The organism is Mycobacterium farcinogenes (assembly GCF_019739075.1).
Taxonomy (GTDB): Bacteria; Actinomycetota; Actinomycetes; order Mycobacteriales; family Mycobacteriaceae; genus Mycobacterium; species Mycobacterium senegalense.
In genome coordinates, this window is record NZ_CP081673.1 from 5,513,529 (window position 1) to 5,529,146 (window position 15,618).

Below are 15,618 nucleotides of genomic sequence, written 5' to 3' on the forward strand. Positions count from 1 at the left end.
CGGCCGGCGAAGAACCCCGGACAATCCGCGCATCCGGCGATCCCGATCAGGTGCCATGATGATTTGTCATGGACAGCGCCGATTCCACCGAGCTGATCCGCCACGCCGAGGCTGCGCTCGCCGGCGTCGGCAAACTCCGCGCCGAGATCGCCGACCGGATCCGCGCGAGCACCGACGAGGTGGTCACGCAAACCCTGAAGTCTGCGCCGCTGCCGCACATGCGCCCATACCTGGCGCGGGGCGCCCGGCTCGGCGGGCTGGCCAATTCGGATTACCGCACGGTCGCCGACGTTCACAGCGTGCCGGCCCGGCTGTTGACCCAGGTTCCCGGTGTCGACATCGAGGCCGCGCAGGCGGTGCAGGCCGCCGCGCAGGCCATGGCCGACCACCTCCGCACCACCACGCGGCCCCGGCTGCGCCCCGGGGAGGACACCGAGTTGCTCTCCTCGCTACTGACGCTGGCTGAGGCCGACCTGCCGGTCAAGCAATTGCGCCGGCTGATGCCCCGGCTGCGCAGCAACACCGCGTCCGATCAGCTGCTGGACTCGGCACGCGGGCTGCTGGACCGCATCGACGACGCCCGGCACCGCCAGGGCGATCCGTGGGTGAGCTACCGCGCCGACCCACGGCCCATCGACCAGCTGCTCACCGAATTCGCTTCCGGAACAACCGATATCGATGCCGCACAGGGTTTCATCGGAGCCGAGGTGGCCGCACTGGTCGAGCAGACCGTGCTGAACCGCACCCTGCTCCGCACCGAACTGCGCGGCTACCAGGACTTCGGCGCCCGCTATGCGCTGGCCCGCGAGCGGGTACTGCTGTGCGACGATCTCGGCCTGGGCAAAACCCTGCAGGCACTGGCGGTCGCGGCGCACCTGGCCGCCGCCGCACAGCTGCGCCACACCCTGGTGGTATGTCAGCCCAACACCGGAATCCATTGGGCCGCAGAGACAGCCAAGCACACCGCACTGCGCGCGATCGAGATCCGCGGCAGCGAACGCGATGCACGCCTTGAGAATTGGAAGGCCGCCGGCGGAGTGGCCATCGTCTCCTACGACACCCTGGCACGCATCAAGCTGCCCGAACGCCCCGGGCTGGTCATCGTCGACGAGGCGCACCTGCTGCGCGACCCGAAGTCGGACCGGGCCCGCGCTGTCCGCAACGTGCTGAGCACCGACAACCGCGTGCTGTTCCTGTCCGGTGTGCCAATGCACCAGCGGGTCGGCGGTTTTCGCCATCTCGCCGACTTTCTGCAGCCTGAGGTCGCCGGGAAAGTGGCGCCCAATGCGGGCGACCGCGGGTCGATCGCCTTCCGTCGCGCAGTAGACCGGGTGTACCTGCGGCGCGACTACCGCGACGTGGTCGACGAATTGCCGGCGCGGATCTCCACCGAGGAATGGGTGCGCCCCAGCCGCGCCGACCGAGAGCGCTACCGCCAGGCCGTCTCCAGCGGCAACTTCAGCGCGATCCGCCAGGCCGCGTGGCCGTCCGGCTCACCGACACCGGCAGCCAAACTGGACCGGCTCATCGAACTGGTCAACGAGGCCCACATCAACGGCGCCCGAGTGGTGGTGTTCTCACACTTTCCAGCGGTGCTGGATGTGATTCGGAAAGCATTGCCGGGCAACATCTTCGGCCCGATTGATGAATCGGTACCCGATCGGCAGGCAGTCGTCGACGCGTTCGCAACCGACCGCGGGCCGGCCACCCTGTTGGCCGACATCGGCGTCGGCGCGCTGGATCTACGCCGGCTGAATGCCCCGGTCGTGTTCATCATCGCCGAGCCGCAATGGCAGCCACGCACGGAACGACGGATCGTCGGACGCACCCAGCGGCTCAGCGAACTGCACACCGTGCGGGTGTACCGACTGTTGGCCAGGGCCACGGTCGACGAGCCCATCCGCCGCCTGGCGCAGCACCCCGACCAAGCGCCGCCACATCAGGACGAGGTGGTGCGGGCCGAGCAGGCCCGGTTGGCCCGGGCCGGGCTGACCGCCAAATTCAGTGGAACCGGTTGATGATCGGGATGCGCTCGATGATCCGGTCCCGCAGCCGCGGCTGCGGGTAGGTCACCGGCGGGGGCACATACGGCGGCGGCGTGTACACCGGCGCGGGCGGTGGCGTGTACACCGGTGCCGGCGCGGGCGGTACGTAGGCAGGAGCAGGCTCAGGCGCCGGAGCCGCCGGGGCCGGCGGAACGTGGGCGGGCGGTGGCTGGGCCGGCGGATTGGCCGCCTCGACAGCCTGAGCCGGCGGCGGAGCGGCGGGAGCCGCAGGGGCCGGCTTGACGGCGGGCTTTGCCGCCGGCTTGTCAGCCGGCTTCTGCACGGGTTTGGGCGCCGGGCCGGCTTCGGGCGCCGATTCCTGAATGCTGGCGGCCTGCGCGGTTTCCGACACCGCCCCCGGATGCAGATGCAGCCCGATCGCGGCCGAGCTGGCCACCACGAGGGTCACCAAGGCCCCACCGACGACCGAAGTCAATGCCCCGACCTTGGTCCAGTGCACCCTCTTGGGCGGTGTGTCAACGGTATTCACCGCGAGCGCCGCCGCCAGCCCGGCTCCCCGCGCGAATGCCAGATCGGATTCGGCTGCGGTGATCACCGAAGCCGGGATGGACTCGGCCAGCTCGGTCACCAACGGAGGGTGGGCGTCGGAGCCCAGGACGAACATCGCGCTGATCGGCCGGCCGGTCAGCGCCAGCAATCCGGTGATGTCGGCGACGAAAGTCTCGGACCGCTCGATCCGGTCGGCGCTGACATCGTCAGGGGTCACGATCGACACGACGGCAGCGTCCGGTTCGACGATGCACACGGCGATGTCGTCGTGCTCGGTGATCTCCGCGATACCGCTGGCCAGCATGCCGGCCGCCTCGATCTCCGAGACCGCGAAGACATTTCCGTAGCCGCGGGTGTCCAGGGACTGCATGATGCGGCCGGCCAACGGCGCCGCGTCATTGGTCCACGTCACGCCGATGGCATGGATGCGGTGCCCGGCTTCGAGCTCGGTGTCGTCGACCAAGCCGCGCAGCAGCCCATCAGGGTCGTAAACGGCGGCGTCCTCGAACGAGATTGCGCCGCGATCGAACGGGCGCCCCTCGCCCGTCGTTCCTTCGACGAGCACCCACCGAACGGCTCTCGAAGTCATCGCGAGGCCGAGCACGAGATCCATACCGATCCCCCGATCTGCCTAGTCAGTCGTTGATCAGGTTACCGGTGTGACGGTGCTTACACGTGGGGGCGGCGATCTACGCGCAAACTCTTACAGCTGTCATAGGCGCCGCGCTCATGCGGCGCACACCATAAGCTCGCTGTATATGAGGTACCTCGCCGCCGCCGTCTTGGCCGCCACATCCGTGCTCTCCGGCTGCGCCGTCGCGGGTACGCCCACCATGGCCCCGGCAACCGATGAATGGCGCCACGCCATCACCGAAGCCGTCGCCGGCCTCGGCACACAGATGGGCCCGATCGCCAATGCGATGGTGACCCAGAATCACCAAACTGACTTCGGCGCGCTCCACAGCGCCTGCAACGACCTGCGCAATTACGTCGACTCCGTGCGCAACAAGGTTCTGCCCGGCCCTGACGCCAAGATCAACGACTCTCTGCGGCAGGGCCTGGACGGCTATCGCAGCATGGCCGACCAGTGTGTGGTGTTGACGCCGGAGAACAGCGAGGCCCGGTTGGGCAAGATGAGCGCCACGATGGACGAGGCGCATCTACACATCATGGAGGCGCTCAAGCTCCTCGAAGTCAAAATCCCGAACCGCTGACGTCGACGCGGCTACCACACCCGGCCGATTTTCGGGTCCCTACCTTCGGGCCCGAGGAGTGACAGAGACCTCATCCAGTTAATTAGGTTTTCGTAGCGATTGTGTTCAACAATTGTTTACCGTGTCGTTACAGTTCCTCCTGCTGTGCATCGTCGTCTTCACCGCCCTGATGTTCGATTTCACGAACGGTTTTCACGACACCGGCAATGCGATGGCGACGTCGATCGCCAGTGGAGCACTCAAACCACGCACAGCGGTGGCGCTCTCGGCCCTGCTGAACCTCGTCGGCGCGTTTCTGTCGACGGCCGTGGCCGCCACGATCGCCAAAGGGCTCGTCGACGCGAACCTGGTGACGCTGGAGTTGGTGTTCGCCGGGCTGGTCGGCAGCATCCTGTGGAACCTGCTCACCTGGCTCATGGGTATCCCGTCCAGCTCGTCGCACGCCCTGATCGGTGGCATCGTCGGCGCGATGATCGCCGCCGTGGGCGGGCACGGCGTGATCTGGCGCGGCGTGGTCTCGACCGTCATCGTCCCGGCGGTGTTGTCACCGCTGATCGCCGGCGTGGTGGCCTGCATCGCCAGCTGGCTGGTGTACCGGCTGATCCGCGGCCTGCCGCGGGAGCGCACGATCTCCGCCTTCCGTTACGGGCAGATCGGCTCGGCCTCCCTGATCTCACTGGCGCACGGCACCAACGACGCGCAGAAGACAATGGGCATCATCTTTCTCGCCCTCATCTCCTACGGCGCCGTCGACGACTCGGCGACCATGCCGCCGTTCTGGGTGATCGCCGCATGCGCGGTCGCCATCGCCCTCGGCACCCTGTCGGGTGGCTGGCGCGTCATCCGCACCCTGGGCAAGGGACTCGTCGACACCGAAGCACCCCAGGGCATGGCCGCCGAAGTCTCCTCGGCGGCAACGATTCTGCTGTCCAGCCACTTCGGCTACTCACTGTCCACCACACACGTGGCGACCGGGTCGATCCTGGGCAGCGGCCTGGGCCGCCGCACCGAAGTGCGGTGGGGCGTGGCGCGCAACATGGCCACCGCGTGGCTGATCACCCTTCCGGCCGCGGGCCTCGTCGGCGCCCTGACCTACGTTCTCGTGCACGGCATCGGCGGTTTCGCCGGACCACTGGTCGGGTTCGTCGCGCTGATCGCCGCCACGGTGCCCATCTGGCTCAAGTCGCGTAAACCGCCGATCGACCACAACAACGTCAACGACGCGTGGCAGGGCAGCCTCACCGCGTTCGAGAACAGGCAGGAACGGGACGTCGTATGAGCAACTGGATCAACCTCGTGGCCGTCGGCAAGATCCTGCTCTTCGGATTGGCGGTGGGCGCCTCAGTGCCGACGTTGTTCGCGATCGGGGTACGCCTGCACATCGCGGGCGATGTCGCCGCCGGTGCCTCAGAACCCGGCCGTGGCCGGCTGCTGACGGGCCTGAGCTGGGTGATGTTCGCGTTGGTGCTGGTGGTCGTGGTCACGGGCGTGCTGTTCATCGCCAACAACTTCATCGGCCACCACACCGGTGTCTATCTGTTCAGCAACAACGCGCACTGACCCGACAACGCCGAATCACGGCCGATTCACGCCAGCGGCGCGACGGGCACCGGGGCGGATGTGGTCGGCGCCGGCGGGCTTTGAGCTGGGGCCGGGCCGGGAAGGTTCCGCGGCACCGGACCCATGTGCTGTGCCGGCGGAGCGGCTTGCACCGGTTGAGCAGGTACCCGCGACGGCTGCGCCGGCCCGGCGCCGGCCAGCGTCGCCGGTGGAGCGGGCGGTGTTGCCTGACGAGCCCAGTCGTCCTGAAGCTTGCTCGCCGCAAAGGCGGCACCCTGATTGACCAGCCCGGCCTCCGCGTACTGCGTGTGGATGCCGAAGCTTCTGCCCTGCGGGTCACACACCAGGTCGTTGTCCACACAGAGGTCGATGGCCTTGGCCGTGTAATTCGGGCCGACGATCACCGATGGGTTGTTGAGCACCCTCATGAATCGCTGCGACGGCTTGCCGAACAACGCGACGGCCGACACGTGGTCAGCTAAATCCGGCGGCATCGGCGTAGGCACGCTATCCGGCGAAATCCCGTCCGGCACAACGCTGGCAGTTACGAAACCAATGACCGCCGCGCCCTGAGAGAACCCGCCGAGCACCATCTTGGTATCGGGGCAATTGGCCGCGGTGGTCATGATGTGTGCCCGGGCATCGGCGATTCCCTGTACGGCAGTGGGGAAATCGGTGGTCGCCGGGTAGTCGACCGGATAGACCTCCACCGATTTCGGAGCGACGTTGGCGCGCAACGAATCAACGAACGCCGCGCCGGTATCGCCGACACCGGGTGCTTCGGTCGTGCCGCGGGCGAATATCACCTCGGCATCCGGACACGGTGCCGCAGTGGCGGACGGCATTGCGATGGTGTTCAGCACGGAAGCCGCCCCCGCCATGACGGCAACCAAACCGACAGTTCCGAATTTCCCCACTAATTCACTGTGACATAGCGCAGCATTGAGCGCGCCCCGAGCAACCGGAGGCATACAGGTCCCTCAAAAACCAAAGAAAACTCTTAGGAAAGGAATTCACAAATGATGGCTCGGGGTCGGGGGATGTCGTCGCGCCGTGCGCGCCGGCACAGCGTTTCATGGGCCGCGACGTTGCTGACTGCCGGCGGCGTCGCCGTGGCTTCGGCAGGGGTCACGGTCACCACACCGACGGCCGCCTACAGCGCCGCTGTTCAACTGACCGGAACGACGATCGGGGTTGGGCCGTCGTTCGACGCATTCGGGCTGACCGTTCCGATGTTGTTCTACGGAACCACGGTCCCGGAAGGCGACTCGTTCCACACCCTGCCCTACCCCGCACAGATCAACCTCGACATCCCGATGATCTCGGATCTGCCGGTGCTGTCGGACCTTCCGTACTGGCCGCAGTCGCTGAAACGATCCGAGTCGGTCGGCGCGGGTTACCTGCTGCAGGACCTCGCCGGGATTGCTGCCGGTGAAAAAGTCACGATCATCGGGGTATCGCAAGGTAACCAGGTCGCCGAGATCGCGCGAGCCGCCATGGCGCTGGACCCGAATTTCCTTGCCAACGCCCACAATTACGAGTTCGTGTTCATCGGCAATCCGTATCAGCCCGACGGCGGCATCTTGTCCCGATTGGCGTCGTGGAACACTCTCCCGATATTGGGTGACATCTTCCCGCTGGGCCGCCCGGGCCCATCCGACAGCCCTTTCAAGACAACCTATTACCAGAACCAGTACGACGCCATCGCCGACTTCCCGACCTATTTCAACGTGATCTCGCTGGCGAACTCCTTTGCCGGGCAAGCGTTCGGACACGTCTTTCCCGGCTACCTGCTGGAGTACCCGGACGCACCGAATGCCGTCACCACACAGGTGGGCAACACCACCTACGTCATGCTGCCCCAATACCTTCCACTGCTGGCCCCGCTGCGGATACCGGCATCCTTGGTCGGCGCGGAGCGTTTCGTCGACGCGCTCGACCCGGTGCTGCGGGTGTTCGTCGAGATGGGTTACGACCGCACCGCAGACCCCAGCCACGCCCCGGAATTCAGCTGGGTGGCCCCGCCGGAGAAGCTGCAGGAAGCACTCGACCAACTCCCGGCGGCCTTCGCACAGTCCCTGGCGATTCTGGGCGGCGAGAAATACCTCCCCACCCTGCCCCAGCCCGTGGTGTCGGACACCGAGCCCCAAACCCCGGTCATCGTGCGTCCGGTGCATCCGGTGGGCAACTCGCCATTCGAGCAGGATCTGCGCCACGCGGTGGAGAACGTCGCCGCTGCCCTGTCGAACGCCACCCGGCCGTTCGCCAAGGTGCTGCAGGCCATCGGCGGACGAACCTCGACTCCCCCGGCCGTTGAACCGCCCGTCGCCGACACCTCCCCGACGCCTCTGCGCACCCGCAAGGCTTCGGCGCAAACGGGCCTTTCGCGCGGCGATTCGCTGCCGAGGTTGAAGGCAGTCGCGGAGGCGACGGGCGCAGCCGGCCGCGATTCGACCCGCTCCTCTACCCGCTCGACTGTTCGCCCGGCCAAGCCCACCGCGAAGTCAGCGCAGACCAAGCGCGACCGGCCCGCCAAGCACGAGAGTGCCAAGGCCGGTTAACGCTGTGGCGGGCGCTGCGGACGACGCTGGATCCGCAGCGCCTGCGTCGGCACCTGAAGGTCGGTGGTCGGCGGGGCAGCCAGCACTGTCGTCGAATCCTCTTTCAGGCGCACGATTCTCGGGACGGCCCGGGGTTGCCGCACGATGGTCGGCGGGGCGGACTCTTCGATGGCAGGCCTGGGCGGCACCACCTCCGTCGGCGGTTCGGGCACGGGTTTGGCGGCACGGGTTTCGCGTCGCACCAGGTAGCCCGCGAACGGCCCGGTGAACACCATCACCGCCAGCACGAGCAAGCTCAGCACACACACCGTGACGTCGAAGGTGCTGGTGATCTGCTGAGCCAGGTTGTTGCCGTAGATCGCGGCCGGCGCGGGCCCGGCATAGCGCGGCGCCAGGGCCACCCCGATGGCCACGTTGGCCACGGTGAACACGAACAACACGGCGCTGAACGCGGCGGCGACGGTCGTCGAGGTGGTCCCCTTGTCGAGCTGGCGGTGCAGCCACCGCGCCACCAATGCGGTGATCAGGTTGAACACCGTCATCGCCACAGTGTCGTACAACGCCCGCGGCAGGTCGAGCGACAGGGCGATGAGGAAGTCGACCACCCGCAACGCGGCGGCCGCGAACGCCCAGAAGGCGATGAGCGTCAGGCACTTCTGCGCGGCGCCGCGGTAGGCACCGATGGTGGGCGGCTTGATCAGGAACACGGCGTACAACGTCGTCGGTGCGACGATCGCCGCCGCGGCCGCCCAGGCGAGGTAGCCCTCGTAACCCACCGCGGCCGTCGACGTGTTCTGGGCGATGCCGTGAAAGGCGTCGATATCGCGGCCGATTCCGGCCAGCCACACCAGCGTGGCGGCCACCGCACCGGAGACACCGACGGCGGTGGTGGCCAGCCGCGCCGCGCCCGTGCGCTCGGTCAGCCAGCGTGAGGCGATGACCAGAGCGATCATCGCCTCCGCGCCGTAGAGCAACGTGGTGACGATCACGGCGATGTCATGACCACCGAACTCGCCCGCGGTGACGAACAGGTACCGCAACCGCCAGTAGAGGTTGAACGCGACCGACAACGTCGCCAAGGCGATCGAGACGAACCCGATCACCCGGGCGATCGTGTACCAGCGGCGAAACTTGTTGTCCTCGATGGTGATCGAGGTGATGGGCGGTTGCCCCGCCAACAGGGCGCCGGCAACACCGAGCAGCATGCCCGGCCCCGCCCCCGGCGGCACGGCGCCGGTTCCGCCGCCGCTCACCGTCTGCGCCACGTGGTAGCCGACGAAGCAGACCACCACGACGAGGTAGGGGACGCTCAGCGCCAACCGGACGTGGCCGGTGCGGCGGACGTCGGAGCCGGCGGCGGCCAGCCGCAGCGGACCGAGGTGCGGCGCGAGCGCGGCACCGATGGCCAGCAGCGTGACGACCGCCAGCGCCGCGAACGTCGACCCGGCACTGCCGGGGACGCCGAGGCCGAATTCCAGGTTCCACGGGAGCAACATGGCCGTGACGAGCAACACCACGGCGAGGCCGTCACGCAGCCGGTTGGTCCGGGTGGGCAGGTAGCCGACCCGCGGCGGACGCTCCACGACTGGCGCGGCCATCGTCGCCACCTCGACGGTGGCGGACGCGTCGTAACGCTCGTCGCTCACGAACCGATTCCTCTCTATGAGTGACACCGCAGCGGGACTCAACCAGCGTGCTCACTTTTGCTCCGACGCACAAGCAGCGCTGGCAGCCGCATCGCTTCACCCCCAGGGCCCGTCCCACCTGTGCGGTAGCTTGGATTTGTCCGTCGGGGCTCGTACAACACCCATAAAGCAAGGAGTAGAACCGTGGACGTAGTCCTCGGGGTGGCGGTCACCGGGCGTGTGGCGCGCTTGGCCATGATCGGTTCGCCCGCGAGTGGCGGCCAGGTTCTGGATCAGTACGCGCTCGATCTGCCCGACGACCTGGTGGCCGAGATGTCGGAATTGGCCGAGACCATCATCGGCACCTACCGAGCCGTGACCGAGTCGGGCAACCAGGTGGCCGCGACCCGACTGTGTGTGCCCGACGAGTCGGCCGCCGACACATTGCGCCAGACCGTGCTCGACGCCGGGGTGCCGAACGTCGAGGTGGTGACCGAAGCCGAGGCCGCCGCAGCGCTGGCCCGCAGCGTGGGCGCCGACGCCGCCCTGCTGCTCGCCGATGACGACACCGTGTCGCTCACCGTGGTCGGGGACCGCACGGCGGCACCGGCCCCGACATCGGCGACGTTGGCCACCGCGCCGATCGGCACCGCCGGGCCGGCCGCCGCGTGCGCGGCAGTGCTGCAGCGGGTGCCCGCCGACGAAGCCCCCACGCGTGTGCTGCTGGTCGGGCAGCGTCTCGATCTCGATTCCGTTGCGGCAGAACTCAGTTCGACCACACCCGTCGAGGTGGCCGCCGACGCCGGCTACGCGATCGCCCGCGGTGCGGCTCAATTGGTCGGCGATATCGCACCGGCGAGTGCGTCCACGCAAATGGCACCTGTGGTCGGTGTGCCACAAGACCCGACCCAGATGGCGCCGGTGTCAGAGGCCACGCAGATGGCGCCCGCGGCTGACGCGACGCAAATGGCGCCCGCCGCCGGCGATGCCACGCAAATGGCTCCTGCCCCTGCGGACTCCGCCGCCGTCGGACCGGATCTGGCGTACTCGCAGGAGCCCGAGGACCAGCCATGGGCCGACGAGATGCCGATGGACGCGGTCAACGAGTTCGTGCCCGAGCAGGACGAGGACCCCGACTACACGACGGTGATCGCGCCGCCGCCGCCGCGGATGCTGCTCATGGGCAGTGCCTTGACGTTCGTGGTGGTGGCCTTCGCCACGCTGGCCGTCACCGTCGCGATCAACGTCCGGCCGGCGGCCGATGTGCGCGCGCAGCCGGCGCCCACCCAGCAGGCACAGACCGTGCCCGGGAATTACCTGCCACAGGTACCGCATGAGCCGGATCCGGTGGCTCTGCCCGTGTCGGTGCTGACCCCACCGCCCGCGGCTCCGGCCGCGCCCAAGGTACGCCAGGGCACCGGCAACCAACCGGTCCAGGCGCCCCCGGTGGCCCCTCCGGCCGCCCCGCCCGCGGTGCCCGCTCCCCCGCCGGTCGAGGTGGCACCCGGGCCGGTCCCCGTTCCGGTTCCGGTGCCCCTGCCCGTGCCGATTCCGCTACCGCCGGTCGTGTGGCCGACATTGCCGTCACCGTGGGTGCCGACGACCACGCCACCCACGACCACGGCACCACCTACCACCACCACGAAACCGCCCACCACCACGACGGAGCCGCCTACCACGACCGCGCCGCCGACGACCACGACCGCGCCGCCGACCACCACCGCACCGCCCACGACGACGGCCCCGCCCACCACCACGGTGCCGCCGACCCACACGTCGACGGAAGCCTCCGTGCCGACGATCGAAGTGCCGACCCACACCGCGCCGACCTACACGCCCCCGGTCGAACAGCCGGCGTCCCAGGCGCCGGTGACGACGGTGGCGCCGCAATACCCGTCGGGCGGCGGATCCTCGTCTTCGGGCGGCGGGTCATATGGCGAGTCGTCGTCGAGTGGCGGCGGGTCTTCCGGCGGGCTCTTCGGTGGCGGCGGCTCGGGGAGCGGCTCCGGCTCCGGCAGCTCACCGATGACAACGATGCCCGCCAGCCCGTAAGGGTTCACGATGGAACCATGACCGGGGCATCGAGGGAACTGTCGAACAAGGTCAGCATCGTCGGCATGGGCAGCGTCGGCACCGCCATCGCCTACGCCTGCCTGATCCGTGGGTCGGCCGGGGCGCTGGCGCTCTACGACCTCGACTCCAAAAAGGTTCGCGCCGAACTGCTCGACCTCAAACATGGCAGCCAATTCGTCCCGCACTGTCCGATCGTCGGTTCCGACGACGTGGCCGTCACCGCCGGATCGAAGATCGTCATCGTCACGGCCGGCGCCAAGCAGCACGAAGGCCAAACCCGGTTGGACCTGGCCACCGCCAATGTGGCGATGGCGCAAACCCTGACACCGCAACTGCTCGAGCAATCCCCCGACGCCATCGTTGTTTTCGTCACCAACCCGGTCGATGTCATCACCTACGCAGCCATCGCAGCGACAGGCACCGACAATGGGCGGATCCTCGGATCCGGCACCGTGCTGGACTCCAGCAGGTTTCGTTATCTCATCGCCGAACGCGCCGACCTCGCGATCGCCAATGTGCATGGTTTCATCGTCGGTGAGCACGGCGATTCACAGATCCCGCTCTGGTCGAGTGTGTCGATCGGCGGAGTCCCCGCCGACAGCTTCCGAATCGACGGCAATCTGGTGTTCGACGAAACCACCCGCGAACAGATCTCGGCTGACGTGGTCAACGCCGCGTACGAGGTGATCGCCGGGAAAGGGGCCACCAGCCTGGCCATCGGGTTGTCGACCTCCCGAATCGTCGAGGCGATACTCGGCGACCAGCACCGGGTGTTGCCGGTGTCCACGGTGCAGCGGGGCACCTATGAGATCAGTGATGTCTGCCTGTCATTGCCGACGGTGGTGACCGCCGCCGGCGCCGGGCGGGTACTGGAAGTTCCGCTGTCGGTCTCCGAACTGCTCCGCCTGCAAGCGTCCGCGGCGACCTTGAAGCGCGCGCAGCAATCGCTGGGGCTGTAGCGAGACCGGGTTAGGTCACCAGCGTCGGCATGAACCGGCGTCCCACCCACTTGGCGGTCTCGATGGTCAGGAAGATCACGATCGACAACGCGATCGCCACCGACCACCCGCGGAAGGTGATAGGCGCGGAGTGGAACCAGGTGTGCATGAACGGTGCGTAGGTGAACACCAACTGCAGTGCGATCATGGCGCCGGCCATCCGCCACACCCACGGATTGCCCCGGAACACCTGCGGCCGCAGGCTCGATGAAGTGACGAACCGGCAGTTCAGCAGGTAGGCCAACTGGCCCAGGGCCAGCATGTTCACCGCGGCGGTCTGCGCTACCGCCAACGGATATCCACCGGCGCGGGCCACGAAGAACTCCGCCAGGGTGGCGCCGGCGACCAGGATCGACACCAGCGCGATCATCGCGACGTCGGCCCGGTTCACCAACGCTTGCTTGGGAGTTCGCGGCGGCCGCTGCATCAGGCCGTCCTCGGCCTTCTCGAAAACCAGCGCCAGCGACAGGGTGACGGAGGTGACCATGTTGACCCACAGGATCTGCACCGGCTGCAACGGCAACGCGAACCCGGCCAGGATCGCCACGAGGATGATCAACGATTGCGCACCGTTGGTAGGCAGCATGAACAGCACGGATTTCCGGATGTTGTCGTAGATCCGCCGGCCCTCTTCGACGGCCCGCTCGATGGTCGCGAAGTTGTCGTCGGCCAGGATGATCCCGGCGGCTTCCTTGGTGGCCTCGGTGCCCTTGATCCCCATCGCGACACCGATGTCGGCGCGCGTCAACGCCGGTGCGTCATTGACACCGTCACCGGTCATCGCGACCACCTTGCCCTGGCCCTGCAACGCGCTGACGATGCGCAGCTTGTGTTCGGGGCTGGTGCGGGCGTAGACGTGGATGTCGTCGGCCACCTCGCGCAACCTGGTCTGGCTCATCTCCTCCAGCTCGGCTCCGGTGACCACCCGCGGTGCCTCGCCGGCTTTGATGATGCCCATCTCGCGTGCGATGGCCTGCGCAGTTCCGGCATGGTCACCGGTGATCATGGTGACCTGGATGCCGGCCGCATGACAGGTGGCGATGGCAGTGACGGCTTCCGGCCGGGGCGGGTCGACGATGCCGACGACGCCGAGAAACTCCAGCCCCTCCGAGACGTCGCCGATGTCGACGGTGTCCGAACTGCCCGCCGGCCGCCGGGCCGCGGCCAGCACCCGCAGACCCTGCCCGCTGAGTTCGTCGATACGCGCCTCCCAGGCGGCGCGATCGAGTGGCTCCGCGAACGAGGCGCCGGCCTGGCTGGCCGACCGGTCGAGCAGCCGGTCCGGTGCCCCTTTGACGTAGAGGTAGCGCTCGCCTCCGGGGGTGTCGTTGAGGGTCACCATGAACTTGTTGGCCGACTCGAACGGCACCACGCCCAGCCGTGGCCAGTCCGCATCGTCGATCCGTGCCTTCAGGGTCAGTGTGCGCAGCGCACCCTCGGTCGGCTCGCCCACCACCCGCCACTGACCGTCGGCCTCGTTCAGGCGTGCGTCGTTGCACACGGCCATCGTCGTCAACAACGCTGCCAGGTCGGGATGGTCGGCCACCGTGATCGGGGCCCCGTCGAGTTCGAGGGCACCCTCGGGCCGGTATCCGGCGCCGGTGACGTCGAACAGGTGACGCGCGGTGGCGACGGTTCGGGCCGTCATCTCGTTCTGTGTGAGTGTGCCCGTCTTGTCCGAGCAGATGACATTGACCGCGCCGAGTGCCTCGACGGCGGGAAGCTTGCGGGTGATCGCCCGCCTGCGGGCCATCTGCTGCACCCCGAGCGCCAAGGTGATGGTGACAACTGCGGGCAACCCCTCCGGTATCGCGGCGACAGCGAAACCTATTGCAGCCGTGATCAATTCATCCACCGTGAATTGGTGCACCAGTTTGCCGACCACCAGCATCACCGCGGCCGCGCCCAGGATGCCCACCGACAGCTGGCGACCGAAACGCGCCAGCTTGCGAGTCAGCGGGGTTTCGATGGATTCCACGTCGGCGATCAGCGACTGGATCCGGCCGATCTCGGTGCTGGCGCCGGTGGCGGTCACCACGCCGGTGCCCGAACCGGCCGCCACGATGGTGCCCGAATACACCATCGACATCCGATCGCCCAGACCGGCATCCGGGCCAACCTGAAGCACGTCCTTCTTGGCGGGCAGCGACTCACCGGTCAGCGCCGACTCCTCCACCCGCAGGTTCGCAACCGTCAGCAGGCGCATGTCGGCCGGGATGCGGTCCCCCGACGCGATGCGCACGATGTCGCCGGGAACCAGGGTCTGCGCGTCTACCTGTTGCCAGTGACCGTCACGACGGACCTGCGCGGTCACCGACAACATGCCCCGGATGCTGTCCAGCGCGCGCTGGGCCCGGCCTTCCTGGATCAAGCCGACCACGGCGTTGACGATCACAACGGACACGATCACCGCGCAATCGATCCAGTCGTTGAGGATGGCCTTGAGTACACCCGCGGCGATCAGGATGTAGATCAGCACATTGTTGAACTGCGCAAAAAACCGGAGAATCGCAGGCCGCGGACGCTTTTCGGGGAGTTTGTTCGGACCGTGGGCGGCCAGCCGCTCGCGCGCGCTGTCACCATCCAGCCCGTCGCCCGAACTGCCCAGAACCTCAAGCACTTCGGCGGCGCTGCGGGAATGCGCGAGCGCACCGACCAACGCATCTTCTGCCGGGGCGGCCGTTTCCGCCATATTCGGATAGTGCCCGGCGCGGCGACACCGCGCAATCGGTAGTTGCTTTCCGGGCCGCCGAGAGCCGATACCTTGGAAGCGACCGTCCGTTGCCGAAAGGAACGCCGCAGTGGCCAAGAAGCGCTGGAAAGACCTGTCCCCCAAAGCCAAGACGGCCGTCATCGCAGCGGCCGCCGCGGACGCCGGACTGCGGGCCTGGGCGTTGCGTGATCTCGCCGGCCGCGAGCCGAGCCGGATCAACGGACCGAAATGGTTGTGGGGCAGCGCGCTCGGACTGCTGAGCACCTCAGGCGTGCTGCCCGTGGCATATCTGCTTGTCGGACGTAGGTCCTGACCGGCG

The 15,618-nt window shown here is 67.9% G+C and carries 12 protein-coding genes; 8 read left to right on the plus strand and 4 right to left on the minus strand.

Going from position 1 to position 15,618, the window contains the following annotated elements; translation table 11 throughout:
* Positions 1–68: 68 nt before the first annotated feature.
* Positions 69–2,018: an SNF2-related protein gene (locus K6L26_RS26245; RefSeq protein WP_221852065.1), complete on the plus strand. Its 1,950-nt coding sequence runs from the start codon at positions 69–71 to the stop codon at positions 2,016–2,018.
* Here K6L26_RS26245 and K6L26_RS26250 read toward each other — a convergent pair.
* Positions 2,002–3,168: a DUF7159 family protein gene (locus K6L26_RS26250; RefSeq protein ID WP_076213257.1), complete on the minus strand. Its 1,167-nt coding sequence runs from the start codon at positions 3,166–3,168 to the stop codon at positions 2,002–2,004. The genes K6L26_RS26245 and K6L26_RS26250 overlap by 17 nt on opposite strands.
* Before the next feature lie 145 nt (positions 3,169–3,313).
* Between K6L26_RS26250 and K6L26_RS26255 the strand changes: the two genes are divergently transcribed.
* The 3 genes from K6L26_RS26255 to K6L26_RS26265 all read left to right on the plus strand — a co-directional run bounded on the left by K6L26_RS26255 (position 3,314) and on the right by K6L26_RS26265 (position 5,329).
* A complete protein-coding gene (locus K6L26_RS26255) occupies positions 3,314–3,769 on the plus strand; it encodes a hypothetical protein (RefSeq protein WP_036389195.1) in 456 nt (151 codons plus the stop codon).
* 121 nt (positions 3,770–3,890) lie between these two features.
* Complete coding sequence (locus tag K6L26_RS26260; protein ID WP_221852067.1) at positions 3,891–5,048, plus strand: inorganic phosphate transporter; 1,158 nt, start codon at positions 3,891–3,893, stop codon at positions 5,046–5,048.
* A complete protein-coding gene (locus K6L26_RS26265) occupies positions 5,045–5,329 on the plus strand; it encodes a hypothetical protein (protein WP_019345766.1) in 285 nt (94 codons plus the stop codon). Before K6L26_RS26260 ends, K6L26_RS26265 begins: the two co-directional genes overlap by 4 nt.
* Before the next feature lie 26 nt (positions 5,330–5,355).
* Here the strand turns inward: K6L26_RS26265 and K6L26_RS26270 are convergent, their stop codons facing one another.
* Positions 5,356–6,210 (minus strand): cutinase family protein, encoded by an 855-nt coding sequence (locus K6L26_RS26270; RefSeq protein WP_047039659.1) that lies wholly within the window; start codon positions 6,208–6,210, stop codon positions 5,356–5,358.
* A gap of 159 nt (positions 6,211–6,369) precedes the next feature.
* Between K6L26_RS26270 and K6L26_RS26275 the strand changes: the two genes are divergently transcribed.
* The gene (locus tag K6L26_RS26275; RefSeq protein ID WP_047039661.1) at positions 6,370–7,890 is read left to right on the plus strand and encodes a PE-PPE domain-containing protein; all 1,521 of its coding nucleotides are present in this window, start codon (positions 6,370–6,372) and stop codon (positions 7,888–7,890) included.
* Here the strand turns inward: K6L26_RS26275 and K6L26_RS26280 are convergent.
* The gene (locus K6L26_RS26280; protein ID WP_047039662.1) at positions 7,887–9,536 is read right to left on the minus strand and encodes a DUF7937 domain-containing protein; all 1,650 of its coding nucleotides are present in this window, start codon (positions 9,534–9,536) and stop codon (positions 7,887–7,889) included. The genes K6L26_RS26275 and K6L26_RS26280 overlap by 4 nt on opposite strands.
* A gap of 183 nt (positions 9,537–9,719) precedes the next feature.
* Between K6L26_RS26280 and K6L26_RS26285 the strand changes: the two genes are divergently transcribed.
* Positions 9,720–11,567, plus strand: coding sequence for a DUF7159 family protein (locus K6L26_RS26285; RefSeq protein ID WP_047328156.1), 1,848 nt, complete (start codon positions 9,720–9,722; stop codon positions 11,565–11,567).
* A 17-nt stretch (positions 11,568–11,584) separates the two neighbouring features.
* A complete protein-coding gene (locus K6L26_RS26290) occupies positions 11,585–12,547 on the plus strand; it encodes an L-lactate dehydrogenase (RefSeq protein WP_047039892.1) in 963 nt (320 codons plus the stop codon).
* 10 nt (positions 12,548–12,557) lie between these two features.
* Here the strand turns inward: K6L26_RS26290 and K6L26_RS26295 are convergent, their stop codons facing one another.
* Positions 12,558–15,278, minus strand: a complete 2,721-nt coding sequence (locus K6L26_RS26295) for a cation-translocating P-type ATPase (RefSeq protein ID WP_221852069.1) — start codon at positions 15,276–15,278, stop codon at positions 12,558–12,560.
* Between the two features lie 109 nt (positions 15,279–15,387).
* Between K6L26_RS26295 and K6L26_RS26300 the strand changes: the two genes are divergently transcribed.
* Positions 15,388–15,612, plus strand: coding sequence for a hypothetical protein (locus K6L26_RS26300; protein ID WP_070946774.1), 225 nt, complete (start codon positions 15,388–15,390; stop codon positions 15,610–15,612).
* The last annotated feature ends 6 nt before the right edge of the window (positions 15,613–15,618 follow it).

Bases quoted from the DNA above. Each gene is read 5' to 3' on its own strand.
- K6L26_RS26275 (WP_047039661.1), top strand. From the start codon at position 6,370: ATGTCGTCGCGCCGTGCGCGCCGGCACAGCGTTTCATGGGCCGCGACG.
- K6L26_RS26290 (WP_047039892.1), top strand. From the start codon at position 11,585: ATGACCGGGGCATCGAGGGAACTGTCGAACAAGGTCAGCATCGTCGGC.
- K6L26_RS26250 (WP_076213257.1), bottom strand. From the start codon at position 3,168: ATGGATCTCGTGCTCGGCCTCGCGATGACTTCGAGAGCCGTTCGGTGG.
- K6L26_RS26265 (WP_019345766.1), top strand. From the start codon at position 5,045: ATGAGCAACTGGATCAACCTCGTGGCCGTCGGCAAGATCCTGCTCTTC.
- K6L26_RS26245 (WP_221852065.1), top strand. From the start codon at position 69: ATGGACAGCGCCGATTCCACCGAGCTGATCCGCCACGCCGAGGCTGCG.
- K6L26_RS26270 (WP_047039659.1), bottom strand. From the start codon at position 6,210: ATGGCGGGGGCGGCTTCCGTGCTGAACACCATCGCAATGCCGTCCGCC.
- K6L26_RS26295 (WP_221852069.1), bottom strand. From the start codon at position 15,278: ATGGCGGAAACGGCCGCCCCGGCAGAAGATGCGTTGGTCGGTGCGCTC.
- K6L26_RS26255 (WP_036389195.1), top strand. From the start codon at position 3,314: ATGAGGTACCTCGCCGCCGCCGTCTTGGCCGCCACATCCGTGCTCTCC.